The sequence below is a fragment of the Nonomuraea sp. NPDC050680 genome (assembly GCF_040654555.1).
Lineage (GTDB): Bacteria > Actinomycetota > Actinomycetes > Streptosporangiales > Streptosporangiaceae > Nonomuraea.
This window is the reverse complement of the sequence record NZ_JBFAIF010000010.1, coordinates 226505-253160: the sequence shown is the minus strand read 5'-3', so window position 1 is coordinate 253160 and position 26656 is coordinate 226505. Positions and strand designations below refer to the sequence as shown.

The window sequence follows — 26656 nt, the reverse complement described above, 5'->3', positions numbered from 1 at the left end:
GGTCGTTCCCTACAACTGTGGCGCCTTGGCGTGCTCCCTCTGCGACATTCCCCTACGAGCCGGCAGAGGCAAGGCTGTACAGGTGCGAGGGGGTGCCACAGGGAAGGCGCGCACAGTCAACAGGAGGGCTCGGTCGGGTGTTCAGTCGTGTCGCCATCGTCAACCGTGGTGAGGCCGCGATGCGGCTCATCCACGCAGTCCGGGAGCTGGCCGCGGAGAGCGCGACACCGATCCAAACCGTCGCGCTGCACACCGACGTCGACCGCACCGCCACGTTCGTGCGCGAGGCCGACCTCGCCTACGATCTCGGTCCGGCCTCCGCGCGCCCGTACCTCGATCTGAAGGCGCTGGAGCGCGCGCTGGTGGAGACCGGGGCCGACGCCGCGTGGGTCGGCTGGGGGTTCGTCGCCGAGGACCCGGCGTTCGCGGAGCTGTGCGAGAAGATCGGTGTCACCTTCGTCGGGCCGAGCGCGGAGGCCATGCGCCGGCTCGGCGACAAGATCGGCGCGAAGCTGCTCGCCGAGGAGGTCGGCGTGCCGGTCGCGCCGTGGAGCCGCGGCGCGGTCGAGACCTTGGACGCCGCCCTCGCGGCGGCGGCCGAGATCGGCTACCCGCTGATGCTGAAGGCGACCGCGGGCGGCGGCGGGCGCGGCATCCGCGTGGTCACGAACGAGGCCGAGCTCGCCGACGCCTACGAGCGCACCAGCCAGGAGGCCGCTCGGGCGTTCGGCAGCGGCGTGGTGTTCCTGGAGCGCCTGGTCACCGGCGCCCGGCACGTCGAGGTCCAGGTGATCGCCGACGGCCAGGGCACCGCGTGGGCGCTCGGCGTCCGCGACTGCTCGGTGCAGCGGCGCAACCAGAAGGTCATCGAGGAGTCGGCGTCGCCGGTGCTCAGCCCCGCGCAGACGGCCGAGCTCAAGGCGTCGGCCGAACGGCTGGCCCTCGCGGTCGACTACTGTGGCGCGGCGACCGTCGAGTTCCTCTACCACCCCGGCGACCAGCTGTTCGCCTTCCTCGAGGTCAACACCCGGCTCCAGGTCGAGCACCCGATCACCGAGTCCACCACCGGGTTCGACCTGGTCAAGGCGCAGCTGCGGGTGGCATCCGGCGGCCGGCTCGAAGGCGCGCCGCCGGTGGAGCGCGGCCATGCCGTCGAGGCCAGGCTCAACGCCGAAGACCCCGACCGCGACTTCGCGCCCTCCCCCGGCCGCATCGCGCGGCTGGACCTGCCCGCCGGGCCGGGCATCCGCGTGGACACCGGCGTCAGCGAGGGCGACACCATCCCGGCCGACTTCGACTCGATGATCGCGAAGATCATCGCGTACGGCGGCGACCGCGACGAGGCGCTCGGCCGGCTGCGCCGGGCCATGGCGCAGACCACGGTGATCATCGAGGGTGGCGCGACGAACAAGAGCTTCGTGCTCGACCTGCTCGACCAGCCCGAGGTGATCGACGCCAGCGCGGACACCGGCTGGATCGACCGCGTCCGCGGCCAGGGCAGGCTGGTCTCCCACCGGCACTCCGCCGTCGCGCTGGCGGCCGCCACCATCGAGGCGTACGAGGAGGAGGAGCGCGCCGAGCGGCAGCGGCTGCTGTCCACGGCGTTCGGCGGGCGCCCGCAGGTGCAGCACGAGAGCGGCCGACCGCTGGACCTCAAGCTGCGTGGCGCCGGCTACCGCGTGCGCGTCGCGCGGGTCGGCGCGCACCGGTTCCGCGTCGGTGTCCAAGCGGGTGACGACGTCCGCACCGCCGACGTCGAACTCGAGCGCTTCGACCGGCACAGCGGGCGCATCATCGTCAACGGCACCCCCTACCGCCTGCTCACCGGTACGCACGGGCCGATCCACCTGGTCGAGGTCGACGGCGTGACGCACCGGGTCAGCCGCGACGAGGGCGGCGTCGTCCGCTCGCCCGCGCCCGCGCTGGTCGTCGCCACGCCGCTGAAGGTCGGCGCCGAGGTCGAGGCGGGCGCTCCGGTGCTGGTGCTGGAGAGCATGAAGATGGAGACGGTCCTGCGGGCGCCGTTCAAGGCGCGGCTGAAGGAATGCGTCGTCTCCGTGGGCAGCCAGGTCGAGACCGGTGCGCCGCTGCTGCGGCTGGAGCCGCTCGCCGACGACGCCGAAGCCGCGAGCACCTCGGCCGCCGTGTCCGTCGAGCTGGACCTGCCCGTCGCGCCCGGGAAGATCCCGGCGCGGGCGCGCGCCACGCGCGGCCAGGAGGACCTGCGCGGCCTGCTGCTGGGCTTCGATGTCGACCCGCACGACGAAGGCGGGGTGCTCGAGGACTACCTCGCCGCTCGCCGGGCGGCCACCGAGGACGGCCATCGGCCGCTGGCCGAGGAGCTCGCCCTCGTCGAGGTGTTCGCCGACCTGGCAGAGCTGAGCCGCAACCGGCCCGCGGGCGAGGACGGCGGCGCCGGCCATGTCTACAGCGCTCGCGAGTACTTCCACACCTACCTGCAGAGCCTCGACGTCGAGCGGGCCGGGCTGCCGGCCGCCTTCCAGGCCAAGCTCGCCAAGGCGCTCGGCCACTACGGTGTCACCGAGCTGGAGCGCTCTCCCGAGCTCGAAGCCGCGGTGTTCCGCATCTTCCTCGCCCAGCAGCGCGCGGCCACCGACGCCGCGGTCGTCACCACGTTGCTGCGCTCCTGGCTGCGGGAGTCGCCGCCGGACGAGACGCTGCGCGAGCCCGCCGGTCTCGCGCTGGAGCGGCTGCTGGCCGCGACCCAGGTCCGCTTCCCCGTGATCTCCGACCTCGCGCGCGGCGTGGTGTTCGCCTGGTTCGGCCAGCCGCTGCTGCGCCGCAACCGCGCCCGCGTCTACGCCGACGTCCGCAAGCACCTGCGCCACCTGGACGCGCACCCGGACGCGCCGGACCGCGCCGAGCGCATCGCCGAGATGGTCCGCACCACCGAGCCGCTCGTACGCCTGCTCGGCCAGCGGCTCACCCGCGACGACCTGGACAACGCGATCATGCTGGAGGTGCTGACCCGGCGCTACTACGGCAACAAGGGTCTCACCGGCGTCCGCACCAGCCAGGCCGCGGGCTGCACGTTCGTGGTCGCCGAGCGCGCGGGCTCCCGCGTGGTCTCCTCCGCGGTCGGCTTCGAAGACCTGGGCAGCGCGCTGCGCGGGCTCGCGGAGCTGGTCAGCGGCGAGGACGCCATCGACGCCGACATCTATCTCGCCTGGGAGAAGCAGCCGGAGGACTCCGAGGCGATGGCGGCCGCGCTGCACAAGGTCATCAGCGCGCACCCCCTGCCGAACCAGGTCCGCAGGGTCACCGCCACCGTCGCCGGCAGCGGCGGCACGGTGATGCACCACCACTTCACCTTCCGCCCGTCGGCCACCGGGATGACCGAGCAGCGGCTGATCCGCGGCCTGCACCCCTACATCGCGCAGCGGATGCAGCTGGAACGGCTGAGCAAGTTCGACCTCACCCGGTTGCCGTCGTCGGACGAGGAGGTCTACCTCTTCCAGTGCGTGGCGCGGGAGAACCCGTCCGATGACCGCCTCGTCGCGTTCGCGCAGGTACGCGACCTGACCGAGCTGCGCGAGCACGACGGCCGGCTGGTCGCGCTGCCGACGGCCGAGGACACCATCGCCACCTGCCTCGACTCGATCCGCCGAGCGCAGTCGCGGCGGCCGTCGGACAAGCGCTTCAACACCAACCGGATCGTGGTCTACGTCTGGCCGCCGAGTGGCATCACCCGCGCCGAGATCGAGATGATCGCCGCGCGCGTGCGGCCGACGACCGCGGGCGCCGGCCTGGAGGAGATCCTGTTCATCGCGCGGCAGCGCGACCGGACGACCGGCGAGCTGACGAAGATGGCCGTGCGCATCACCTTCGACGCCACCGGTGGCACCGACCTGACCATCGGCGAGCCGTCGGACGAGCCGGTCGAGCCGCTGGACGACTACCGGCAGAAGGTGCTGCGGGCCAGCAGCCGCAACACGGTCTACCCGTACGAGCTGACCGGCCGGCTCGGCGACTTCGCCGAGTACGACCTCGACGACGACCACGCGCTGGTGCCGGTCGAGCGGCCCAAGGGGCGCAACACCGCGGCGATCGTCGCGGGCGTGGTCACCACGCCGACCCGCCGGCACCCGCAGGGCGTCACCAGGGTCCTGCTGCTCGGCGACCCGACCAAGTCGCTCGGCGCGCTGTCGGAGGCCGAGTGCCGCCGCGTGATCGCCGCGCTGGACCTGGCCGAGCGGATGCGGGTGCCACTGGAGTGGTACGCGCTGTCCGCCGGTGCCCGGATCTCCATGAAGTCCGGCACGGAGAACATGGACTGGGTGGCCGCGGCGCTCAAGCGGATCGTCGAGTTCACCCAGGACGGCGGCGAGATCAACATCGTGGTCGCGGGCATCAACGTCGGCGCGCAGCCCTACTGGAACGCCGAGGCGACGATGCTCATGCACACCAAGGGCGTCCTGGTGATGACGCCGGACTCGGCGATGGTGCTGACCGGCAAGCAGTCGCTCGACTTCTCCGGCGGCGTGTCGGCCGAGGACAACTTCGGCATCGGCGGCTACGACCGTGTGATGGGCCCGAACGGCCAGGCCCAGTACTGGGCGCCCAACCTGGCCGCCGCGCGGGACGTGCTGATGTCGTACTACGACCACACCTACGTCGCGCCCGGCGAGCAGGGGCCACGGCGGGCGAAGACCACCGACCCCGTCGAGCGCGACATCTCGGACTTCCCGCACTCCTTGCCGGACAGCGACTTCACCACCGTCGGCGAGATCTTCTCCGCCGAGGCCAACCCGGACCGCAAGAAGCCGTTCGACATCCGGACCGTGATGCGGGCGCTCTCCGACCAGGACCACCCGGTGCTGGAACGCTGGGCGGGCATGGCCGACGCGGAGACCGCGGCGGTGCAGGACGTACATCTCGGCGGCATCCCGGTGTGCCTGCTCGGCATCGAGTCACGGGCGGTGCCGCGACGCGGGTTCCCGCCCACCGACGGCCCGGACACCTACACCGCGGGCACGCTGTTCCCGCGGTCATCGAAGAAGGCCGCGCGGGCGATCAACGCGGCCAGCGGCAACCGGCCGCTGGTGGTGCTGGCGAACCTGTCGGGCTTCGACGGCTCGCCGGAGTCGATGCGGAAGCTGCAGCTGGAGTACGGCGCCGAGATCGGCCGCGCGATCGTGAACTTCCGCGGGCCCATCGTGTTCTGCGTGATCTCGCGCTACCACGGCGGCGCGTTCGTGGTGTTCTCCAAGGCGCTGAACCCGAACATGACCGTGCTCGCGCTGGAGGGCTCGTTCGCCTCGGTGCTCGGCGGCGCCCCCGCCGCCGCGGTGGTGTTCTCCGGCGACGTCAACGTCCGCACCGCGGCCGACCCGCGCGTGCGTGACCTGGAGGCTCGAATCGCGGCCGCGGCCGGCACCGAGCGCGCCGCGTTGACCGCGGAGCTCGACGAGCTCCGCTCGTCGGTCCGCGCGGAGAAGCTCGGCGAGGTGGCCACGGAGTTCGACCGGGTGCACAACATCCAGCGCGCGGTGGAGGTCGGCTCTGTGGACGCCGTCATCCGCGCCGCCGAACTCCGCCCGCGCATCATCGAGGCCATCGAGTCGCGTCTGGGTTAGCCCGCGATAGCCCAGGTTGGCCCGCGTCAGTCCTCCGTAGCCGCGTCAGCCCAGCGTCGGCCCGCGTCAGTCCTCCGTAGCCGCGTCAGCCCAGCGTCGGCCCGCGTCAGTCCTCCGTAGCCGCGTCAGCTCAGCGTCGGCCCGCGTCAGTTCTCTGTGAGCGCCGCCTTCATGACGTCCCGCAGGGGCGTCGTCGGGTGGCCGATCAGGTCGGCCAGCGCTGGGCCGACCTGGGCGAACTCGCCCTGCCTGCTCGCGGCGAACATGCCCCCGAGCATCCGCGCCTGCGATTCCGGCACGCCATGGGAGAGCAGGCCCGCCATGTGCTGCTCGTCGGTGATGATGACGCGCCTGATCGGCCGTCCGGTGAGTTCGGCGGCGATCGCGGCGACGTCGGCGAGGTCGAGGGCTTCGGAGCCGGTGAGCGGCGGGGTCGGGCCGTCGAAGCGGCCCTCGTCGGCCAGGATGATCGCGGCGGCCTCGGCCAGGTCGGCGTGGGCCGTCCAGGAGACCGGCCCGTCCTGCGGCACGGCCAGTTCGCCGGTCCGCAGGGCATCGCGCAACAGCATCAGCGGCGTGGCGGCGTAGAAGCCGTTGCGCAGTGAGGTGTAGGCGACGCCGGACTCCCCCAGCGCCGCCTCGGTGGCGGCGTGGTCGGGCATGGGCGCGAAGAGCGAGGACGGGTTCGCACCCATGTGGCTGGTGTAGAGGATCCGGCGCGCGCCGGCCTCCTTGGCCGCCGCGATCGCGGCGCGGTGCAGGCTGACCGCCGTGTCGCCGGTGGCGGCGGCGGACACGATCAGGACCTGGGTGGCGTCCTCGAAGGCGTGGGCGAGGCTCGCGGGCTCGGCGTAGTCACCCCGGCGGACGCGGACGCCCCGTTCCCGCAGCCACTGTGCCTTCTCGGGGTCGCGGACGCTCACCGCGACCTTCTCGGCGGGGACGCGTTCGAGCAACTCCTCCACGATCGCCCGGCCGAGCCGGCCGCCGGCCCCGGTGACAATGATCATTATGGCCTCCCTTGTCGTCCACACAGCGATGCAATCGCCGCTAACGACATTGACGCTATCACTGATAAATAGTGACGCTAACGGGAATCTGTTATCGTTGCCACCATGGATGCCGATGACGTCGATGCCGGGGGCGGCCCCCGCGAACGCATCCTCGCCGCCACGGCCAAGCTGCTCGCCGAGGGTGGGCGGGAGGCCGCGTCGACGCGCGCGGTGGGCGCCGCGGCAGGAGTGCAGGCCCCGACCATCTACCGGCTCTTCGGCGACATGCGGGGCCTGCTCGACGCGGTCGCAGCCGAGGGCTTCGCCGCCTACCTGAGCAGGAAGACCGACCGGGAGCCCACCGCTGACCCGGTCGAGGATCTCCGCGCCGGCTGGGACCTGCACATCGGGTTCGGCCTGGCCAACCCGGCCCTGTACCTGCTCATGAACGAGCCGCGCCTCGGCGATGCCGCCGCCCCGCCCGCCGCCGTCGCCGGCGAAGAGGTCCTCGCCAGGCACATCCGCCGGATCGCCGAGGCGGGCCGGCTGCGCGTCAGCGAGGAACGCGCCGCCCACCTCGTCCAGGCCGCCGGTCTCGGCACGACGGTCACCCTGATCACCATGCCCGCGGACCTCCGCGATCCGGAGCTGTCCACCCTCGCCCGTGAGGCGGTCATCGCCGCGATCACCACCGACGCTCCGGCGGCCGCGTCCCCCGGACCGGTCACCGCCGCGGTCACCCTGCGCGCCGTCCTGCCCCGGACCACCGTCCTGACCGACCCGGAGCAGCGCCTCCTGGAAGAGTGGCTCGACCGCATCGCCGGCCCGGCCCGCTGACGGCCAGGAGCCGCATGCCCGCCTCGGCGAACCGCGCATCTTGGGCCTCCTCATCCGCCCCTGATGTGGGCCTGCTAGGCGCAGGTCTTCTTGTCCGGCGCGCAGAGCTTGACTTCGGGGTAGCGGGGCGATGGTTTGTCCAGCAGGGGTTGCCGCTCACCCCGCAGGTGCTGGTCGAGGAAGGCCGCCATGTAGGTGCGGGTGAGTTCGGCGGCGCGCGCCGCAGGCGGAACGCCGTAGGCAGGCTTGATGCCGAGGGCGCCCGCCAGTAGCGAGGCGTCGGTGAAGGTCGAGTGTTCCGCGCCGGTCACCACGAGCCAGCGCTTCCATCCGGTCAGCAGCTTCCAGTCGCGATCCCACGAAGTGTCGCGGCCGCCGGGGACGTGCTGCGCCGAGCCCAGGAACAGGAACGGCCGGGAGAACCCGCTCTTGGGGATCCGGGCATAGGTGGTGCCGTCCATGTCGATTCCGGCCCGTACCCGGGAGTCCTTCACCATGGTCGCCATGGCGCTGGCCCCGCCGATCGACTGGCCGACCATGGCGATTCTGGAGCGGTCGATCCGGCCGGAGCCGTCCCATCTCGAGGGCAGCTGGTCGAGGACGAAGGAGACGTCGGCCGCCCGGCCCGCGACCACCCCGGCGCCGAAGCCCGGGTCGGTGTCGCTGTCGCAGGCGAGGCATTCGGCGACCCGCCCGCCGGGGAAGGTCGTGGCGTAGCTCTCGTAGGTGTGGTCGACCCCGGCCACCACGTACCCGCGGCTGGCCAGCTCCTCGGCCAGGGACGTGAGTGTGCTCATCGGATTGGTGAAGCCGGGGGAGAGCACCACCAGCGGAAGCTTCCGCCCCGTGGGTCCGGCGTCTTTGACGGCGTTCGTACGCGTCTTACTCAGCGTGTCGTCTGGGATGCCCGCGATCCCATAGCGCCCCATGGCGAGCTCCGATTCCTTCGGTGTCATGTACGGCGCCCGCTGTCCGTCCCGCTGCTCGGCCGGATACCACAGGGTGACCTTGAGTTCCCTGGCGTCGGCGTCGAGGTTCCACGGATCGGGGCGAGAGGTGTCCTTCAGATACAGGGCGGTGGTACCGACCGGATGGGCGCCGGTGGGGGCGGGCAGGGTCGCGGGCCCGGTCGGCGTGGCCGACGGGGCGGCGGACCGGGGCGGGATGGGTGCGGAGCAGGCAGACGCGGCGAGGACGACCAGTCCTGCGGCGACGGCCAGGAGATGTCTCATCGAGGGTCCCTTCACTTGTGCAGCAAGGTCAGGGCCTCGGCCAGGGCGGGGTCGCGCCCGGCGGCAGCGTCCTTCGGGGTCAGGGGCACGTGGTGGTCGGGCGGCACGCCGACCCGGTCGATCACCTCGCGATCGGGCCCCAGATGGTGCCGGTTGGGGAAGCCCAGCGTGGTGTTGTCGCTGAGCAGGTACGCTTGCGCCGGACCGGAGATGATCCCGGCGGTTCTGGTGCCGACCAGCCGGCCGAGGCGCTGGTCCTTGATCGCGGAGCTGAAGTGCTCGCAAGCCGAGGCGCAGCCGCGGTCGGTGAGCACCATCAGCGGCAGGTTGACCAGCTCGACGGTGTCGTCGGTCCGCGCGGTCTCGCACTTGCCGTCCGCGGTGCACTGGTAGGCGGTGACCTTGCCGTGGCCGAACGCGCTCACCAGCCGGGTCGCCTCGGTGGGGCTGCCGCCGCCGTTGCCGCGCAGGTCCAGTACGACGCCGGTGAGAGTGCGGCCGGTGCGCAGCCTGGAGATCGCTCTGAGGACCCGGTCGGCGGAGTCGGGGGCGAACCCGCGCAACCGTACGTAGGCGATGCTGTCGTCCAGCAGTTTGGACTGCACCACTTGCAGGGCGGCCAGGTCCCGTTGGTAGAGGCCGGGCTTGAGCGTCACGCTCCAGCGACGGCCGGTGCTCTGGCGCAGGAGCCGCAGCCGGACCGGGCGCGCTTCGGGGTATTGCGCGTAGAGCGCGGCGATCGCTGGGCTGGCCGTCCCGTCGATGAAGGGCGCCGACCCGTTGATCGATTCGATGATGTCGCCAGGCCGCAGTCCGGCGGCCTGTGCCGCGCCGCCGAGCACGGTGGTGACGAACAGCGGGGGAAGGGCGCTGCCGGGGTTGCCGTCCACCTGCGAGCGTTCGACGTTCGCCTGCAGACCCAGGCCGTAGCCGTCGCCGTCGTAGTAGTCGGGCGGCCGCTTGACGTCGTGCGTCCAGCGGGCGTGGTTGTCGCCGAGGGCGGCCACGACGGCCTCCAGGGTGACGATCGCCAGCTTGTCGCGGAGGTCGGGGGCCTGGTCGGTGATCTTGCGGTAGGCGGTCTCGAAGGCGGTCCAGTCGGCTTTGCGGTCGCCGGTCAGCGCGGGCATGGTGGCCTCGGGCAGGTCGCGGCCGTTGCGGTTGAGCTCCTGGATCAGGGCGAGGAATCCGGCGGTCAGCAGCGCACGGGCGTCGAGGGTGGCGCCGCTGTAATAGTTTCCGAGGATGCAGTAGTAGGCCTGCTCGATGACGTCGATCGTGGTGGCCGTCTCCGCCCCGGGGGGTTCTTGGGGCTTCGCGCAGACCGTACTGGCTGCCGTGCTCGCCTGGCTGCGCGGTGGTGTCGGTGCGGTGCAGGCCGCCGCCAGCAGGAGGGCGAGCCCGGCGACCGCGATCTTGACGGCGGTCATGACAGGCGCCTGCGGATCCACCAGAAGGACAGCCAGGTGAGGCCCAGGGTGAGCAGGGCGTAGATGCCGGTCTCGATCCATTGGAAGGGCCAGAAGCGCTCAAGGGGCTGGTAGGTCGCCTTCTGCCGGTAGCCGAGCCGGTTGATCTCCGTCGGGCACGCGCCCATCCCTGCCGACGACGACGGTGCGCAGGGTCCCGACGTCGTCGAGATCTTGACGATCCCGATTCCGGGCTCGGGGCCGGCAGTCGGACGTCCGGACGGATCGACGAGACCGCTGGACAGGACCCAGGCGCCCGCGTGGCCGGGAACAGCCGCATTCAGCCGAATCTCCACACGTCCGCCTTGGTCACGGCTTATGCCGATGCCGTCCACGTTCGTCTCGCTGAGCTCGAAGGTCGAGGTGACCGGGGTCATCAGGTGGGGCCGGACCAGCAGCGGCATGGCGAGCTGGATCGCGGCGAAGACGGTCAGGGTGAGGGCCATGGCGGGCAGGGTGCGACGCACCAGCGTGCCCATGGTCACGCCCAGGACGAAGGCGAACGCCGCGTACCCCATCGGGGCGATACCGCGCGCGCCGAACACCAGAGGAGCCATCAAGGCCAAGTCGCCCGGGGCCGACTTGTCCAGGGGATCGGACCACCAGGTCACCGCGAGGCCGCACAGACAGGCGGCGGCCATGGCGACCAGGCCGGTGAACCCGAGCTTGATCGCCAGCCAGCGGCCGCGGGTGATGCTCTGGTTCCACACCAGCAGGTGCGTGCCGGTCTCCAGCTCGCGGGCGATCAACGGTGCTCCCCAGAAGAGCCCGACCACAGCGGGAAGGAGCAGCACGATGAGGCTGACGGCCATGAAGGGCGTGTCGTACTCGCCGAAGAACCGGTCGTAGAAGCGACCGCAGGTGCCGTCCTGAGTGCAAGCGGCGATACCGGTGGAGTAGTCGTCGGCCAGGTCTGGGCCGGTCAGAGCCAGGGCGGTGGCGAGGATGACGAGCAGGGCGGCCATCATCGCGGCCGAGCCGCGCAGCTGGCGCCAGGTCAGCCAGATCATCGCCGCACCTCCAGGGCGACTCGGTTCTCGGCGGTGCGCTTGTCCATGTAGGCGAGGACGAGGTCCTCAAGGCTGAGCTGGGTGACCGTCCAGGCGGGGTCGTGGATCGGGGCGTCGGTACGGATGATGAACGTGCTCTGCCGGTCGGTGTGGCGCGCGGAGACCACCTGCTGGTCGGCGGGCAGCCGATCGGGATCGCGGCGAGGGCCGGAGAGCCGATAATGGGTGGCCAGCAGCTTGTCCACCTCTCCCGCCACCTGCACGCGGGAGTCGACCAGGACGATCAGGAAGTCGCAGACCCGTTCCAGGTCGGAGACCAGGTGGGAGGAGAGCACCACGCTGAACTCGTGCTCGACGATGGCCTCCATCAGGTGCTGCAGGAACTCGCGGCGGGCCAGCGGGTCGAGCGAGGCCACGGGCTCGTCCAGGATCAGCAGCTCGGGCCGCTTGGCCAGGCCCAGGGTGAGGGCGAGCTGGGCGCGCTGGCCGCCCGACAGCTTGCCCGCCCGGTGGGCGGGGGCGAGGCCGAGTTGTGCGATGCGTTCCTGGGCCATGCCGTCGTTCCAGCGGGGGTTGAGCCGTGCCCCTAACCGCAGGTGATCGGCGACGGTCAGTCCCGCGTAGACGGGGGTGTCCTGGGCGACGAACCCGACCCTGGCCAGCTGCGCGGGCGTGCCCGCGGGCCGGCCACCAAGCACGGTGATGCCGCCCGCCGTCGGTTCGAGCTGGCCGCCTGCCAGCTTCAGCAGCGTCGTCTTGCCGGCTCCGTTGGGGCCCACCAGTCCGACGACCTGGCCCGCCGGGATGTCGATGGTGCACTCGCGCAGCGCCCAGCGCTTGCCGTACTTCTTGCCCAGTCCCTGGGCCTGCAGGACAGAAGTCATGAGAGCTCCTTCGGAGCTCTCATGACTTGAGTGCTGTGCATATTGGTGCCCTCGCTTCGCTCGGTCACGCTATGTCCTCCTGAGCGGCGGTCCGAAAGGTGGTCATGAACAGGGCCTCGATGCTTTCGTCGTCGAGGCCGGCCAGGCGGGCCTTGGCCAGCCAGCGCCGCAGGTCCTGGCGCAGCCGGCCGTGCGCGGCCAGTGAGGCGTCGGTCAGCGTCTTCGTCACGAACGTCCCGACCCCCGGCCTGGCCGCCGCCAGGCCCTCGTGCTCGAGCTCCCGGTAGGCCTTGAGCACCGTGTTGGGGTTGATCGCCAGCCGTGCCACCACCTCCTTGACCGTCGGCAGCTGGTCCCCCTCTTGCAGCAGGCCCAGCCGCAGCGCGTGCCGCACCTGCTGCACCAGCTGCAGGTAGGGCGAGACCCCGGACCGGCCGTCCAGATGGAACTCGATCACGATCACTCCATTTATCTAGACTCCTAGCACTTTAGATTACTAGCTCTAAGGAGGCAGTAAGGAGCTGGTGCCCCCGGAGCGGGTCATCAGGATGGACTCTTGCCATGACCAGCGGGATAGGTGATGCTTACTGACCTCTTGTGTGAATCGGCAGAAAGCTCCCAGAGCGCATCACTCGTGCTGTTACATCTGCACCAACGTGGCGACGGGAGCGACCAGAGAGGTAGTTCGTCCCCGTGACCCATGGCCCGTGGCCCCAGCAGCCTGCCCAAACACCATCGTCGACGCCCATAGAACCGCTGCTGACCAGGGAATACGACGCCGATCCCGCCCTGGTGCACGAACGCCTGCGCGCCACGTACGGACCGGTCGCCCCGGTCGACCTCCTCGGGGTGCCGGTCTGGTTCGTCCTGGGCTATGAGGAAGTGCTGCGCGTCCTGCAGAACACGGGCGGCATCTGGAGCAAGCACGTCGACAGGTGGCAGGCCAACATCGAGGGGCGGCTACCGGCGGACTGGCCGCTGCTGCCCGTCTTCCAGGTCAACAGCTCGGCGTTCCAGGAGGGCACGGCGCAGCGCGAGTTGCGGGGCGCGTGGACCAGCGCGCTCGCGCCCTTCCAGAACCCCAGCCACATCCAGGCGCAGCAGTTGGAACGTTCGATCGTGCGCTACGCCGACGACCTCCTCGACACGCTGGCGGAAGGCGGCTCCACGGGATGGGCGGACCTGGCGGCGCAGTACGCGCGGCCACTCCCTCTGATGGTCGCCAACCGCATGCTCGGCTTCACCGCCTCACGCGGCGAGGACGTCGTGATGGACCTCTGGCGGATGATCGACGCCGGGCCGGACGCGCCCGCGGCGTTCGAGCGGCTGTACGCCGCCATGACGGAGCTCGCGGCGAGCAAGCGCGACCATCCCGGGGACGACCTGCCCTCCTACATGATCGAGGCGAAGCCGGACTTCACGCTGGACGAGCTGGCCCGCGAGCTCCTCATGCTGCCCGGCCTGCTGGACTTCACCGCCAGCCTCGTCTGCAACGTGGTCGTCGAGGTCATCTCCAATCCGGATGTCCGGGAGAGCCTGTCGGCGGGGTCGATCGACGAGACGGTCAATCGGGTCGCCCTGCTCAATCCGCCGATGGCCAACCTGACCTTCCGGTTCCCGATGACGGACGTGAAGCTGGGCAACTACACGATCGCCGCCGGGGACCCGGTCATGCTCTCCGTCGCGGGCGCGCACGCCGACCCGCGATTCGCCGGGGCGATCGATCGGCAGGCCATCCGCAGCACCCGCGCCCACCTCGCCTGGGGCGCGGGACCGCACAGCTGCCTGGGCCAGCGGCTCGCGACCCAGATCACCACGATCGCCGTACGCCGGCTCTTCAACCGGTTCTCCAAGATGAAGCTGGCGCTGCCGCCCGACCAGCTGCCCTGGCGCCCCTCCCCCTTCATGCGAGCGCTGCGGTCCCTGCCCGTCCAGTACGAACTCGCCAGCACGCACGTCCGCCCGGCCACCCCGGCTTCCGTGGACGCGCAGCCATCCGCGGCGGGTGAGGTCGCCACCGGGCAAGTAACGCCCCGCTCCGCGCTGTGGAACTTCCTGCGCGGGCTGCGTCGGGGACGATAGGTCCCTTTCGCGGCAACCGGATGGGGTACTCCACTTACCGTGCTACGGTGACCGGTAACTGGAGATACCCCTCCAGTTACCGGGATGGAGGATTCGTGCCCTACACAGGACCCCTGCCGAAGCGAGCGGTCACCCGAGTCAACGCCTGCGCGAGCGCGCTGCGCTCCTCTCCTCGCTGGGGCCGGCTGGTGCGCAAACACCTCACGATCGTCACCTACACGGGACGCCGCTCAGGACGTGTCTTCAGCACGCCCGTCGCCTACCGGCGGGCGGACGACGTCGTCACCATCGGCGTGCAGATGCCGGACGCCAAGAAGTGGTGGCGCAACTTCCTGGACGAGGGCGGCCCGATATCGCTGGACCTGGACGGCGCCGACCGCACCGGGCACGCGGTCGCCCGGCGTGACGAAGCGGGCCGCGTCACCGTCACCGTGCGCCTCGACGGCTGACTCGGCCCCGCTTGACGCGTTCCGTCACCCGCGCACCGTAGCGGTTCTCAGCTGCGGTGCGGTGGCGATCTCGGCTTCGGTGAAGCGCTCGGTGACCCACTGACCGCGCGAGAACAGGACCGTCTGGTCGGTGTGGTGGGGCGAGGCGGGGTTGGCGGACAGGGAGTAGGTCAGGACGGTACGGGTACGCGGCCCCTCAGGGGTGAGCTCGACGGCCATCATGAAGCTGGAGCCGGTGTCCACCTCCGGGTAGCGCCCGTCGGCGCCGAGCGGACCGCGCATGCGCACCCTGTCGAAGCAGCCCTCCCCCTCGGTGCAGCCGGGAAGCGGGATCGAGGCGTAGCGCTGCGCCTGGCCCGGAGTCAGCGTCAGGGGGAGGCGGTTGGCCTGGAAGAAGAACACGGCGTCGGCCAGGGCCTGCCGAACCGTCGGATCGTCGCCCTTGAGCCCCCGAGGGGTGGTCAGCGGCCGCGCGGGATCGAACGGCACCCGCCAGGGGCTGAACACGGGCTCTCCCGGCTTGGTGGGACGCCCGAGCCGGGTGAAGAACTCCCGCCACAGGATGGCCCCCTTGCCGTCCAGGGTGGCGCGCCCGTCCCAGTCGGCCAGCGTCCGGCAGGCCTCGCGTACGTTCACCCGCTTACCCTCGGAGGTGGTCGGCTCGGGGTTGGCACGGCACAGCCGGAGCAGGTCCGTACGCATGAGCTCGAAGGTGTAGTTGCGCTTGCCGTACGCGGTGGCCTGCAGCGTCTTCAGGGTGAAGCCGGGCTCGCCGAGGCCGTCGGCGCCGGACCGCCGCTGGGCGATCATGTCCAGGCTGACCCGGGGACGCGGCTCCAGCTCGGTGCGCGCCTGACCCCAGGCCTGCGCGTAGCCGGTCAGGGGCGCCGACGGGTTCGTCATCCAGAAGGTGTTGTTGGAGTTGGCCACGTAGTCGGCGCGGGTCAGCCTGGGCTGCTCGCCCGGTCCGAAGATGCCGGGCACCACGGCGTCGCCGTCCTTGCCCCACAGGCACGCGGTGGTCGAGCCGTCCAGGACGTATGCCTCCAGGCCCGGGATGGGCGAGGGCTTGGCGCAGCGGCGCGCTTTGGCGTCGGTGACGTGCGGGACCACCGAGGCGTCGGCGAAGTAGGCGGTCCCGCCGACGTCGGCGGCCAGCGTGTGGACGAACGCCATGCCCTGGTAGGTGGTCTGGGCCGCGCGTAGCTCGGTGAGGTTCCTCGCCCTGCCCATCGCCAGCCACTCGTCGGCCGCGCGCAGGTTGGCGGCGCTGACGTCGGCCAGCGCGTACGCGACCTTGTCGGTCTGGCCGACGGCGAGCACCGGGCCGTAGCGCGAGGTGTAGATCGTGTGGCCGCTGGTGGTACCGTCCCGCAGGATGACCTCCACCTCCTGGCGGCCCACCGGCTCCGCGTGGCCGTCCACCAGGTAACTGCTCCGGTCACCCGCGAGCCTCAGCTGGTAGAGGGTGAGGCGCTGGGCGTGGGAGACGGTGTGGGTCCAGGCCACGCTCGCGTTGTGTCCGATCTGGACGACCGGGGTGCCGTACAGGCTGCCGCCGGAGACGTCGAGCACGCCGGGGATGGTGAGCTGCACCTGGTAGAAGCGGCGGATCCCGTTCCACGGGAAGTGCGGGTCGGCCAGCAGCATGCCGTGACCGTCGCGCGTCGCCTGACGGCCCAGCGCCCAGCCGTTGCTGCCCGCGGCCGGTTTCCTGTCCGGACCGTCGGCCTCGGGCCCGCGCACCCCGGTGATGGCGTCCTTGAGCCCGGAGCTGCCCATCATGCGGTTGAGGTCGAGCAGGTTGTTCCAGATGTCGGTGGCGGTGATGGGACCGACCCAGGCCTTGCCCCGGCAGGTGGGATCGGGCAGGTTCGTCACACCGGTGTCGGCCAGATAGCGGTTGTATCCCGCGACGTAGCCGTCGACCAGGCGGCGCACCTCGGCGCCCGGCCCCACCGGCGCGGGCCGGGCCAGCAGCCGCCCCACGACGCCGGAGCCCGTGACGCTCTTGTTGTAGACGTCGCTGGACAGGTTGGTGACCGGGCGGACCGGGTCGTCGGACATGGCCGTGGCGCCGAAGTAGCGGGACCGCTCGCCCCGCATGGTCACCACCCACGAGGCCAGCACGCACAGGTTGTCCTGTGCGAAGGCGTAGCCGTACCCAAACCCGAGGCCGCCGTAATCTTTGGCAGAGATGTGCGGGATGCCGTACTCGGTGCGCCGGATCGTGGCGGAGTAGCGCTCGTCGGCGGCGGACGGCGCGGTCGCGCGCACCACCACGGCGGAAGCGAGCACGACCAGCGCGAACAGCGCGACCAGCACGGCCGGTCGCGGTATGAGCTTCATGTGGCTCCTATTCGAAGCGGGCGTTGTCGGGCGCGGTCAGGCGCCTGAGCAGTGGCAGGCCGGCGAGGATCACCAGCAGGGAGGCGGTCAGGCCGCCGCCGACGGTCGCGAAGTAGACGGGGCCGGGCAGCGCCAGGGCGGCCTTCTTCATCGCGAGCTGGTCGATGAGCGGCTCGGCCACGCCGAAACCGGCGCCGGCGGCGAGCACGGCGGCCAGGACGAGCGGCAGCGCGGACTCCAGCAGCACCACTCCGGCCAGGGTGCGGGTGGGGGTGCCGGCCAGCCGCAGCAGGGTGAACGGCTGCCTGCGTTCGACCAGCCCGCCGCCGACCGCGACCACGAGGCTGCAGCCGCCGACGATGAGGGTCAGGGCGACGACGGCCAGCGCGATGTTCTGGCCCTGGGTGTACAGGGTCGCTCTGACCTGGGCGACCTCGGCGAAGGTCATCGGGGCCTCGGCGGTGTGCTCGGCCAGCAGCGTGCGGATCCGCTCCACCGCCACCGGGTCGGCCGTGGCGATCAGGATCGACTCCATGTCGAGGCCGGTGGTGGTGGAGACGGATCGGCTGCCGGCTCCCGCGAGAGGCAGGATCTTGTCGACGGTGAGCGGGTTGTCGACGTTGACCACGCGGTAGAAGGCTCCCGCCACGGCGTGCGTGGCCGCCGGGCACCGCCCGAGCGCGGGGAAGCGGGCCAGGCTCGCGCATTCGACGGCGGTTCTCGCGGGCGGTTGGCCGTCCGCGGGCGGCGGGCCGGTCGGCTGCTCCGCGATGGCGTAGATCGGCAGTACGTCCACGCCCGGGAAGCCGCGCAGCCGGGCGAGCAGGTCCTCCTGGGTCTGCTGGGACAGCCCCGCGGTGCCGGGCCGGGCGAACTGGGCGCGCAGTACGTGGTTCAGCGCTCCCCCGGCCACGGCCTGCTGCCCGGACAGCACCGCGGGAACGATGCCGGCGATCGCCGTACCGACGAACACCGCCAGCACGAGCCCGCTCACCGCGCGGAAGGCGGCCTTGGGGTCGGCGACCATCCGCTGCGCGGCCAGCAGCGTCGCCGCGCTCCGGGTCCGCCGGGCGGCCAGGCGAGCGGCCCGCATCGTCAGCCAGGGGCCGGCCAGGATCAGCCCGACCATGATCAGGGCGAGCCCCGCCACGGCCAGCACGGCATCGGGGTCGTTGCCGCCGCGGAACACCGGGCCCGCGAACAGCGCCAGCCCGGCCAGCATCGGGATCACCCGCCACGCCCTGGGCGCAGGCGCCGCGCCCTTCCTGGCCACACCGAGAGGTGAGATCCGCACCCGGCGCAGCGACCACAGGGCGGCGCCCGCCGCGGCGACCGGCACGCAGGCGAGCACGGCCGCGTACTGCCAAGGACGTGGGGCGATCAGCTCGGGGAAGAAGCGGACGCCGGTGATCCGCACCCCGGCCAGGGCGGGCCGCACCACCTGGAAGAGCGCCAGGCCGGCCAGCGCGCCGAGCAGCGCGCCCAGCGCGGCGTCCACCGCGGCCAGCACGTTGATCTGCCGGGAGGTGGCGCCCACCAGCCGGATCGCCGCCAGACGGGTCTCACGGCGGGCGGCCGCCAGCCGAGTGGCGCTGCCCACGAGCGCCAGCAGCGGGACGATCAGCGCGATGGCGCCGACACCGAAGCCGAACCGGTAGATGTCGGCGTTGCCGTCGGTCGCGGGTTCGGTGGCGACTGTGTCGACCTGCGTGGCGCCGGGCATGGCGGCGACCTGCCCCGGTGTCCGCCCCACCACGATGGCCAGCTCGTCGGGCCCGGACAGTCCGGCCTGGCCGATCAGCCCGGCACGGGTGCCGGGGAAGCGATCGGCGAGTTGCTCGCGCGGCGCCGAGTCCAGCAGCCTGGCCAGCGCGGGCGAGGCGTAGTACTGGCCGGGAGCGGGCATGCGGGACAGGCCGGGGATGACCGGCGCCCGGGTGCCGAGCGCGGCGGCGTCCAGCCTCGTGATCATCTGGCCGGCGTAGTAGTCCTCGTGCAGGTTCCACAGCGCGCCGTCGGCGGTGGCCTCCAGGGCCCAGCCGTTGGGTGCCGCGCCGCGCGTGCACTCCCAGCACAGGCGGTCGTTGGTGGCCTGGAAGGCGTTGAAGAGCGACAGCGTGCCCAGTAGCACCGCGACGCCGGCCGCCACCCCGGCGACGATCAGCGCCAGCCTGGCCACCGCCTCCCTGCCGCTGCTCAGCGACAGCCGCAGGCCCAGCCTGATCATCGGACGATCCCGCTGGCGTACGGGTCGGTGACCCGGCCGTCGCGGACGACGACCTCCCGGTCGGCGCAGGCGGCCACCCGGGCGTCGTGGGTCACCACGATCACGGTGGTGCCCTCCTGGCGGGCCAGGCCCACCAGCAGCTCCATCACGTGCTCGCCGGTGAGAGAGTCGAGCGCGCCGGTCGGCTCGTCGGCGAAGACGACCCGCGGCCCGGTCACCAGTGCTCTGGCGATGGCCACCCGCTGCGTCTGCCCGCCGGACAGCTCCCCCGTGCGCCGGCCGCCCAGCTCTGCCAGCTCCAGCCGCTCCAGCCAGGAGGCGGCCCGCGCGTAGGCCCGACGGCGCCGGGTACGGCCGAGCAGCAGCGGCAGCGCCACGTTGTCGGCCACGGTCAGCTCCGGCACGAGCTGGCCGAACTGGAAGACGAAGCCGAAGGCGGTGCGCCGTAACTCGCTGCGGCGGCCGTCGCTCAGCGTGTCCAGCCGCCGCCCGTCGAACCACACCTCGCCGCTGTCCGGGGTGAAGATCCCGGCCAGGCAGTGCAGCAGCGTCGACTTGCCGGAACCGCTGGGTCCCATGACGGCCAGGACCTCACCCGCGCTCACCGACAGGCCGGCCTCGCGCAGCGCGGGCGTGTTGCCGAAGGAGCGGCTGATCCCCTCGGCCCGCAGCACAGGGTTGACGATCATCGCTCGCGCACCGCCGCCGTCAGCGCGTCCAGCCGGGCCTGGGTGACGTCGATCCACCGCAGGTCGGCCTCGAGACGGAACAGCCCATGATCGGCCAGCAGCGCGTCGACCAGGTTGCCGGCGCGCTTGATCTCGGTCAGCTCCCGCATGCGCCGCAGATGCGTCGCCCGCTGGGCGTCGAGGTAGCCCGCCGCGTCGCGTCCCAGCATCAGGGCCAGCACGACCTTGGTGAACAGCACGGTCTGCAGGTACGGCTCGGCCGCCACCGGCTCGGTCAGCCACTCCGCGACCTCGCCCGTGCCCACCGGGGTGATGGCATAGCGCTTACGGTCGGGCCCGTCGCCCGGCTCGCTCGGCCCGGCGGTGACCTTGCCGTCTCTGGCCAGCCGGCCGAGCGTGGAATAGACCTGGCCGAAGGGCAGGGGCTTACCGCGGCCGAAGAAGGTGTCGTAGTCGCGTTTCAGGTCGTATCCATGACTCGGCTCCCGTTCCAGCAGGCCGAGCAAGGCAAGGGGTACGCTCATGAGGCGTCACTATACCCCGAGGGTATATACGCCGGGGGTAGGACAACTTCTGTGGTGACCGAGCCGCGGCGAGCCCGCGATCCCAGAGCGAGTCTCAAGGTGAGAGAGACTGGGCTCATGACGAGGGACATCCGCGAACCCGGACCCGCCATCGACGGAGGGGACGCTGACTCCGCCGGGACCGACGGCCTCACCGTCGGTCGCGCGGCCGCGCTCGTCGGGATCTCCGTACGAACGCTGCACCACTGGGACGACGTCGGCCTCGTACGCCCGAGCGGCCGCACCTGGGCCGGATACCGGGTGTACTCGACCGAGGACATCACCAGGATCCACCGGGTGCTCGTCTACAAGGAGCTCGGCTGCTCTCTCGCCGAAATCGGCCGGGTACTCGACGACCCGGCCACCGACGCGCGCGAGCACCTACGCCGGCAGCGGTCACTTCTGGTCGAGCGCATCGCCCGCCTCCAGGCGATGGTCCGCGCGGTCGATCGCGTGACGGAGGCCGCCGACTCAGGGATGCGGCTGACTCCGCAAGAGCAGGTCGAGATCTTCGGCAGCCACTGGCGGCCCGCCTGGACCGAGGAGGCGGCGGAGCGCTGGGGCGAGAGCGCGCAATGGGCCCAGTACCTCGAGCGAGCCGCCGACAAGACACCGCAGGACTGGAAGCGGGTGACGGCAGAGGCGGACGCGCTGACGGCCGACCTCGCCGCCGCGAAGCGCACCGGGGTCGCGCCCGGCACCGACGAGGCGAACACGCTCGCCGAGCGGCACCGCGCGTCGATCTCACAGCACTACGACTGTACGCGCGCGATGCAGGTGTGCATCGGGCGGATGCACGCTGAGGATCCGCGTTTCGCGGAGTATTACGACACCCTCGAGCCGGGGCTGGCCGTCTGGCTGCGCGACGTGATCTTCGCGAGCGCGGCTGCCCATGGCCTGGACCCGGCCTCCGTGACCTGGGAGTGATCGCGTCCCGGCGTCGAGAGGGCTACCCTGATCATGTGACAGATGCGGTCCAGGTCGAGCCTATGCCGGCGTTCATGCGAGCCGCCAGGTTCGTCATGACCCTCGATGTGGCCTTCAGCCTCGTGGGGCTCGCCATCGTGATCGGCACCCTCGCTTTCGGCTTCAGCTGGCCGTTCCTCCTGCTGCTCCTCTACAGCGCCGTGATCACAGCGCTCATGTGCTGGCTGCTCTCCCGCTGGTCCTCGCGACGTAAGCTCGTGCGCTGGGGTGTCATCGCCGTCGAAGTGGTCTCGGCCGGTGGTTCCCTCCTCGCGAACGCGATCGACGGCGGTCTCGGCTGGCCCACGCTGGTTTCGGCCGCGCTCGTACCGCTGGTGCTCGTCATCATGCTGCTCACGCCTTCGGCGACCCGCTGGTTCGACCGCTGATGACGTAGCGGCCACACACGTTCGCCACAGCACGCTCAGCGGTGGGCAAGCTGTGACCCCCGGCGCGGTACGAAGCGATCCTCCCGGGCAGAGGAGCCCCCGTGCCGGAACCCTCTGATCACCCCACCGCGCAGGCCCCGGGCGATGCCCGGGCCGTTCGAGAGAAACCCTCGCCGTTACCGTTCGGCCGCCCCGGCCGCCCCTTCGGCAGCAACCCCTTCCTCTTCGGCTTCACCGCCGCGCTCGGCGTACTGGCCGCCTGGCTGCTGGTCCAGGCGCTGACCGCCGCCGTCTCGATACTGATCTTGATCGTGACGTCGCTGTTCCTCGCCGTGGGGCTCAACCCCATGGTGGAATGGCTGGAAGAGCGGCGCCTGCCGCGCTGGCTGGCGATCACCCTGGTGTTCGTCGCGGTGATCGCGTTCTTCGCGGTCTTCGTCATCGCGGTCGTGCCCGCCGTGTCCCAGCAGAGCGGCCAGTTCGTCGAACAGTTACCCACCTACATCAGCCAACTGCAGAACAACCCGCAGGTGCGCGAGCTCGATCAGCGCTTCGGCCTGCTGGAGCAGGCGCAGGCCTACCTCACCGGCGGCCAGGTCGGACAGCAGTTGTTCGGCGGGCTGCTCGGCGCGGCCAGCGTCGTGGTCAGCGCGGTCTTCTCCGCCATCACGGGACTGATCTTGACGCTGTACTTTCTCGCCGCGCTGCCCTCCATGATCCGGGTCGGGTACCGGCTGGTCCCCAGGAGCCGGCGGCCGCGTGTACAGATGCTGGGCGACCAGATCTTCAAAAGCGTCGGCGGGTACGTGGCCGGGAACCTGCTCATCTCCCTGATCGCCGGCGTGACCTCGTTCATGTTCCTGTCGATCGCCGGCGTGCCCTACGCGCTGGCATTGTCCATCATCGTGGCGGTCACCGACCTGATACCGCTGATCGGCGCCGGGATCGGGGCGACCATCGCCATCTTGGTGTCACTGTTCGTGTCGTTTCCGGTGGCCATCGCCACGCTGGTGTTCTTCGTCGTCTACCAGCAGATCGAGAACTACCTGATCGCGCCGCGAGTGATGAAGTCCTCCGTCGACGTACCCCCTGCCACCACCATCGTCGCCGCGCTGATCGGTGGTGCGCTGCTCGGCGTGGTGGGCGCGCTGCTGGCCATCCCGGCCGCCGCCGCCCTCCAGCTGATCACGGCCGAGGTGGTGCTGCCGCGTCAGGAACGCCACTGACCCTTGCGGCCGTGGTTGTCAGTGAGGACCCTTGGCAGGCGCGACCATGGTGGGGTCGTGTCCGTCGGCCAGGAGGATCATGATGCGGTGGGCGTCGGTGAGCAGGCTGCCGCTGACGGCCCAGCCCTCAGGGTGGTCGACCTGACCGGCCTGGATCTCGGCGCTCATCTCCTCGTGGATCCCGATGGCCCGGGCTTGCGCGCGGGCCAGCTGGTCCCGGATGGAGTCGGGGTCGTCGGCGTGCCGGACCTGAAGGGCCAGGATGTCGGCGAGCCGGTCCAGCAGGTCGGCGTAGTCGCGGGCGAACGCGTCGCTGACGTCAGCCGAGCTGGACGGCGGGGTGTGGCGGTTGTCGAGGTGGGCCAGCGCCTGGATGACGGCGCCGATGTGGGTGCTGACCGCGGCCATGGTCCGCAGGTGCGGTGCGTGGTCGCGGCCGGGTGGCGCGGTGAGGCGGCGCAGGTTGTAGCGACGGCTCTCGGCGCCGGCCGCCACGGCGGCCTCGGCGGCGGCCAGGCGCTCCGTCAACCGGGTGGCCTGGGCCTGCCACTCGGCCAGGCCGGACAGGTCCCAGCCTTGGCGCAGCCCGTCGGCCACGTCTTCGAGCAGCGCGGCACCCTGCTCGGCCAGGCGCCGGAAGGCCGCGTCGGGGCGGCGGTGGTACAGCGGCGGCCACAGCAAGGTGTTGATGGCGGCCCCGCACACCGCGCCCATGGCGGTGGCGATGATGTAGGCCAGCAGGTAGCGCTCCTGAGAGGCGGCTCCGAAGGAGAGCATGAGGACGGCGGTGGCGGCCACGTCGGAGCCGTATTTGCCCATCCGGCGCCAGCGCGCGGCCAGCAGCGCGGGTGGGATGACCAGGACGAGGCTGAGCGCGGTCAGACCGATCAGGGAGCCGATGCTGCCGGCCAGGATGACGCCGGCGGCAACGGCGACGACCCGGCGTAACCCGTTGGTCAGGGTCTGGTACACCGTGGCGTGCACCATGATCACGGCCGTGGCGGGGGCGATCCAGATGCTCTCGTGCGGCAGCAGCCGGCTGGCCAGGAACCAGGCCAGCACGGCCGCCAGGGTGGCTTTGCCGATCTGGCGGGCCTGCAGCCGTTGGTGGGAGTCCTTGGTGGCCAGCCCGTGCCAGCTGGTGCGGATGTACGCGAGCTCACCGCGCAGCGAACGCGCGAGTCGGCCACGCCAGGAACGGATCACGACATGGCATGATATGTCCCGCGAGGACGGCGACCTGCCGCGATGGTTCACAGGCCGTGGCGGCTCTCCCCCATCGCCAGTTGGCACAGACGCGCTTCGGACTCGGCCGAGAACGGGTCCCGGTAGGCGGCCACCGCCTCGCGGGTCTCCTCGGCGACCAGATCGGCGTTGATCTGGGCCCCCGCGGTGGCACCCGCCGCGGCGGCAGTGCTCACCTGGGCGACCAGATCGCTGACATTGCCCGCGGCCCAAACGCCGGGCACGTCCGTACGGCCGGTCGGGTCAGCGGGAATGTACTCGCCGACCCCCGCGGCATGTTCGACCGGCCGCAGCCCGAGCGTCGCCAGGAACCCGGCGCGCGCCACCATCCGCGCGGAGACCGCCATCACCTCGCGGCGGACCGGCGTGCCGTCGCTCAGCCGTACTCCCACGAGACGGTCCTCGACGATCTCCAGGGACGCCACCTCGCCGTCCACCACGGTGATGCCGCGAGCGGCCAGCCGCTCCGCCTCCTCGCCGTCCGGCGGCGGCATGGTGTGGGAGAAGAGCGTGACGTCGGCACTCCACTGACGCAGCAGCAGCGCCTGGTGCACCGCCATCGGCCCGCTGGCCAGTACGCCGATGGCCCGGTCACGAACCTCCCAGCCGTGACAGTACGGGCAATGAATCACATCCCTGCCCCACCGAGCCCGCAGCCCCGGCACGTCCGGCAGCTCGTCGACCAGCCCGGCGGCAACCAGGAGCCGGCGCGCCCGGACGGACCTGCCGTCGGCCAGCGCCACGGTGAACCCCGTGGCGTCCCGGACCGCCGTGGCGACCTCCCCGGCCACCACATGAGCGCCATAACCGCGGACCTCGGCCCGGCCACGCTCCAGCAACTCGGCCGGCCGGATCCCCTCCCGCGCCAGCAGCCCGTGCACGCCCTGCGCCGGCGCGTTGCGCGGGGCCCCCGCGTCGATCACGGCCACCGACCGCCGCGCCCGAGCCAGCATCAGCGCCCCGCTCAATCCGGCAGCGCCACCGCCGACCACCACCACGTCATAGCCGTTCCCCAGCTGATCGGTCACTTTGACCACCTCCGCGATGAACTATGCGACCCCACGGGCCGGGTGCGCAAAATTTGTTGCTGATACAGCAAAGCAGGGCCACGGATCGATCACCGCGCCTTCGACGCCGCACCTGGCAGTTCGTACGGCTCACCGCAGAAATAGCGGTTGAGCGCGTCAACGGCGGCCAGCAACATGTGCGCGACCGCAGGATCGCCGCGGTGTACGTTGACCGACAGCGTCATCCGGCGCTTGCCCGTGGCATCGGCGAAACTCAAGGTCTCGTAGCCGGGGATCGAGCCGGTCGCGCCCCACATCTCGCCGCAGGTGAGCCCCACCGCCTCCAGCCCGAGCCCGTACCGGGGGAAGATCGGGGCCTGGGGCGTGGTGACGCCGGTGCGCATCTGTGTCAGCAGGTTCTGGCTGACGAGCCGGCCGCCGAAGAGCGCCTGGTAGAAGCGGTTCAGGTCGCGGGCGTCTGACACCACTCCGTACGCGGCCCAGGCGAAGGACGGGTTCAGCCGGGTGATGGGCCGCAGCGAGCCCGGCCGGCTTGGATCGGCGCCCGTGGGCAGGTAGTAGCCGGTGGCGTGTGGGCCACGGATGCCGTCCCAGGTCTTGGGCAGGTAGGAGCGCGTCATACCGGCCGGCCGGAAAATCCTCCGCTCGAGTTCCTCGCTCAGCTCATGGCCCGTCACCTTCTCCACGAGCAGCCCGAGCAAGATGTAGCCGGTGTTGGAGTAGCTGAAGCGACCCCGCTCGGGCGAGGGCAGCCCCTCGGCCTCGTCGATGAGCTGCCGTGGGGTATAGCTCCGCTTACCGTACTGCTCGGGATCGGCGAACTCGGCGGCTTCGTCGTAGGTGGCCAGGCCGCCGGTGTGGTTGAGCAACTCCCGCACCGTGATCTGGTCGCCGCCGTCGATCTGGCCGGGTAGCCGTCTGCCGATCGGCTCGTCCAGGCTCAGCTCGCCCTCCTGAACCAGTTGCAAGACGGTTGCGGCGACCATGCTCTTGGTCACGCTGGCGACGCGGAAGCGCGCCTCGCGCGGCACCGCTCCGCGGGTGTCCAGGTCGGCGGTCCCCCTGGTGGCGATCCACGTCCCGTGCTCGTCGTCGATCCGGACCAGGACGCCGGGGGCACCGGCGGACACGGCCGCCTCGAGCGCCTGCCGCATGCCGACGGGCTCGTCGTGCCGCGCCTGTGCGGCGGCCGGAACAGGCGACAGCAGGCCCGCGGCGACCAGCACGGCGATCGCCATGCGCTTACCATTCATCGGCGGCATACGCCTTCCTTCGCTGGAGATCGTGGAAACGGATCTCCATCCTGGCGGCGTCGGCGCCCGTCTCTCGTCACCACTCGTGACGATCTTTCCCTGCGACCAGGGTCGCATCCCCGGTAGTTCTCCAGGCTGATGAACCCGGAGTAACCAGCGTGGCGCCAGC

General features: G+C 71.3%; 20 protein-coding genes. 7 read left to right on the top strand and 13 right to left on the bottom strand.

What is annotated here, in order from left to right:
* Positions 1-137: 137 nt before the first annotated feature.
* The gene (locus tag AB0H88_RS30485; protein WP_357650442.1) at positions 138-5597 is read left to right on the top strand and encodes a carboxyl transferase domain-containing protein; all 5460 of its coding nucleotides are present in this window, start codon (positions 138-140) and stop codon (positions 5595-5597) included.
* Between the two features lie 146 nt (positions 5598-5743).
* Here AB0H88_RS30485 and AB0H88_RS30480 read toward each other — a convergent pair whose 3' ends face one another.
* Entirely contained in the window at positions 5744-6607 is an 864-nt protein-coding gene (locus AB0H88_RS30480) for an NAD(P)H-binding protein (protein WP_357650440.1), read from the bottom strand.
* Between the two features lie 105 nt (positions 6608-6712).
* Here AB0H88_RS30480 and AB0H88_RS30475 point away from each other — a divergent pair, with 105 nt between their 5' ends.
* Complete coding sequence (locus AB0H88_RS30475) at positions 6713-7426, top strand: TetR/AcrR family transcriptional regulator (protein WP_357650438.1); 714 nt, start codon at positions 6713-6715, stop codon at positions 7424-7426.
* Between the two features lie 74 nt (positions 7427-7500).
* Here the strand turns inward: AB0H88_RS30475 and AB0H88_RS30470 are convergent, their stop codons facing one another.
* The 5 genes from AB0H88_RS30470 to AB0H88_RS30450 form a co-directional block, all read right to left on the bottom strand.
* Positions 7501-8658, bottom strand: a complete 1158-nt coding sequence (locus AB0H88_RS30470; protein ID WP_357650436.1) for an alpha/beta hydrolase — start codon at positions 8656-8658, stop codon at positions 7501-7503.
* An 11-nt stretch (positions 8659-8669) separates the two neighbouring features.
* Entirely contained in the window at positions 8670-10088 is a 1419-nt protein-coding gene (locus tag AB0H88_RS30465) for a S41 family peptidase (RefSeq protein WP_357650434.1), read from the bottom strand.
* Entirely contained in the window at positions 10085-11137 is a 1053-nt protein-coding gene (locus AB0H88_RS30460; RefSeq protein ID WP_357650431.1) for an ABC transporter permease, read from the bottom strand. Before AB0H88_RS30460 ends, AB0H88_RS30465 begins: the two co-directional genes overlap by 4 nt.
* Complete coding sequence (locus AB0H88_RS30455; RefSeq protein WP_357650428.1) at positions 11134-12021, bottom strand: ABC transporter ATP-binding protein; 888 nt, start codon at positions 12019-12021, stop codon at positions 11134-11136. The genes AB0H88_RS30460 and AB0H88_RS30455 overlap by 4 nt, the downstream gene beginning before the upstream one ends.
* A gap of 64 nt (positions 12022-12085) precedes the next feature.
* Positions 12086-12478 carry a GntR family transcriptional regulator gene (locus AB0H88_RS30450; RefSeq protein ID WP_357650426.1) on the bottom strand — a complete coding sequence of 131 codons (393 nt, stop codon included), beginning with the start codon at positions 12476-12478 and terminating at the stop codon, positions 12086-12088.
* 236 nt (positions 12479-12714) lie between these two features.
* Here AB0H88_RS30450 and AB0H88_RS30445 point away from each other — a divergent pair, with 236 nt between their 5' ends.
* Together AB0H88_RS30445 and AB0H88_RS30440 are read left to right on the top strand one after the other, a co-directional pair.
* A complete protein-coding gene (locus tag AB0H88_RS30445) occupies positions 12715-14103 on the top strand; it encodes a cytochrome P450 (RefSeq protein ID WP_357650424.1) in 1389 nt (462 codons plus the stop codon).
* Positions 14104-14198: 95 nt separating this feature from the next.
* Positions 14199-14552 (top strand): hypothetical protein, encoded by a 354-nt coding sequence (locus AB0H88_RS30440; RefSeq protein ID WP_357650421.1) that lies wholly within the window; start codon positions 14199-14201, stop codon positions 14550-14552.
* A 24-nt stretch (positions 14553-14576) separates the two neighbouring features.
* On the opposite strand, the gene AB0H88_RS30435 is transcribed toward AB0H88_RS30440, so the two are convergent.
* The 4 genes from AB0H88_RS30435 to AB0H88_RS30420 are packed head-to-tail and all read right to left on the bottom strand — an operon-like array spanning position 14577 to position 20341.
* Positions 14577-16901, bottom strand: a complete 2325-nt coding sequence (locus AB0H88_RS30435) for a penicillin acylase family protein (RefSeq protein ID WP_357650419.1) — start codon at positions 16899-16901, stop codon at positions 14577-14579.
* 7 nt (positions 16902-16908) lie between these two features.
* Complete coding sequence (locus AB0H88_RS30430; protein ID WP_357650417.1) at positions 16909-19128, bottom strand: FtsX-like permease family protein; 2220 nt, start codon at positions 19126-19128, stop codon at positions 16909-16911.
* On the bottom strand, positions 19125-19817 hold the full coding sequence (locus AB0H88_RS30425; RefSeq protein WP_357650414.1) for an ABC transporter ATP-binding protein: 693 nt from the start codon (positions 19815-19817) through the stop codon (positions 19125-19127). Before AB0H88_RS30425 ends, AB0H88_RS30430 begins: the two co-directional genes overlap by 4 nt.
* Positions 19814-20341, bottom strand: coding sequence for a PadR family transcriptional regulator (locus AB0H88_RS30420; RefSeq protein ID WP_357650412.1), 528 nt, complete (start codon positions 20339-20341; stop codon positions 19814-19816). Before AB0H88_RS30420 ends, AB0H88_RS30425 begins: the two co-directional genes overlap by 4 nt.
* Positions 20342-20458: 117 nt before the next feature.
* Between AB0H88_RS30420 and AB0H88_RS30415 the strand changes: the two genes are divergently transcribed.
* From AB0H88_RS30415 to AB0H88_RS30405, 3 genes are all read left to right on the top strand, one after another.
* Positions 20459-21307, top strand: a complete 849-nt coding sequence (locus AB0H88_RS30415) for a MerR family transcriptional regulator (protein WP_357650410.1) — start codon at positions 20459-20461, stop codon at positions 21305-21307.
* Between the two features lie 35 nt (positions 21308-21342).
* Positions 21343-21735 carry a hypothetical protein gene (locus AB0H88_RS30410; RefSeq protein ID WP_357650408.1) on the top strand — a complete coding sequence of 131 codons (393 nt, stop codon included), beginning with the start codon at positions 21343-21345 and terminating at the stop codon, positions 21733-21735.
* A gap of 101 nt (positions 21736-21836) precedes the next feature.
* Entirely contained in the window at positions 21837-22961 is a 1125-nt protein-coding gene (locus AB0H88_RS30405; protein WP_357650406.1) for an AI-2E family transporter, read from the top strand.
* 18 nt (positions 22962-22979) lie between these two features.
* Here AB0H88_RS30405 and AB0H88_RS30400 read toward each other — a convergent pair whose 3' ends face one another.
* The 3 genes from AB0H88_RS30400 to AB0H88_RS30390 form a co-directional block, all read right to left on the bottom strand.
* Positions 22980-24167, bottom strand: a complete 1188-nt coding sequence (locus AB0H88_RS30400) for an FUSC family protein (protein WP_357650403.1) — start codon at positions 24165-24167, stop codon at positions 22980-22982.
* A gap of 47 nt (positions 24168-24214) precedes the next feature.
* Positions 24215-25234: an NAD(P)/FAD-dependent oxidoreductase gene (locus AB0H88_RS30395; protein WP_357650400.1), complete on the bottom strand. Its 1020-nt coding sequence runs from the start codon at positions 25232-25234 to the stop codon at positions 24215-24217.
* An 89-nt stretch (positions 25235-25323) separates the two neighbouring features.
* On the bottom strand, positions 25324-26496 hold the full coding sequence (locus tag AB0H88_RS30390; RefSeq protein ID WP_357650398.1) for a serine hydrolase domain-containing protein: 1173 nt from the start codon (positions 26494-26496) through the stop codon (positions 25324-25326).
* Between the last annotated feature and the right edge of the window lie 160 nt (positions 26497-26656).

Coding starts and splice junctions, on each gene's coding strand:
- AB0H88_RS30480 (WP_357650440.1), bottom strand. CDS start 6,607: ATGATCATTGTCACCGGGGCCGGCGGCCGGCTCGGCCGGGCGATCGTG.
- AB0H88_RS30475 (WP_357650438.1), top strand. CDS start 6,713: ATGGATGCCGATGACGTCGATGCCGGGGGCGGCCCCCGCGAACGCATC.
- AB0H88_RS30470 (WP_357650436.1), bottom strand. CDS start 8,658: ATGAGACATCTCCTGGCCGTCGCCGCAGGACTGGTCGTCCTCGCCGCG.
- AB0H88_RS30465 (WP_357650434.1), bottom strand. CDS start 10,088: ATGACCGCCGTCAAGATCGCGGTCGCCGGGCTCGCCCTCCTGCTGGCG.
- AB0H88_RS30460 (WP_357650431.1), bottom strand. CDS start 11,137: ATGATCTGGCTGACCTGGCGCCAGCTGCGCGGCTCGGCCGCGATGATG.
- AB0H88_RS30455 (WP_357650428.1), bottom strand. CDS start 12,021: ATGACTTCTGTCCTGCAGGCCCAGGGACTGGGCAAGAAGTACGGCAAG.
- AB0H88_RS30435 (WP_357650419.1), bottom strand. CDS start 16,901: ATGAAGCTCATACCGCGACCGGCCGTGCTGGTCGCGCTGTTCGCGCTG.
- AB0H88_RS30430 (WP_357650417.1), bottom strand. CDS start 19,128: ATGATCAGGCTGGGCCTGCGGCTGTCGCTGAGCAGCGGCAGGGAGGCG.
- AB0H88_RS30425 (WP_357650414.1), bottom strand. CDS start 19,817: ATGATCGTCAACCCTGTGCTGCGGGCCGAGGGGATCAGCCGCTCCTTC.
- AB0H88_RS30420 (WP_357650412.1), bottom strand. CDS start 20,341: ATGAGCGTACCCCTTGCCTTGCTCGGCCTGCTGGAACGGGAGCCGAGT.
- AB0H88_RS30415 (WP_357650410.1), top strand. CDS start 20,459: ATGACGAGGGACATCCGCGAACCCGGACCCGCCATCGACGGAGGGGAC.
- AB0H88_RS30390 (WP_357650398.1), bottom strand. CDS start 26,496: ATGCCGCCGATGAATGGTAAGCGCATGGCGATCGCCGTGCTGGTCGCC.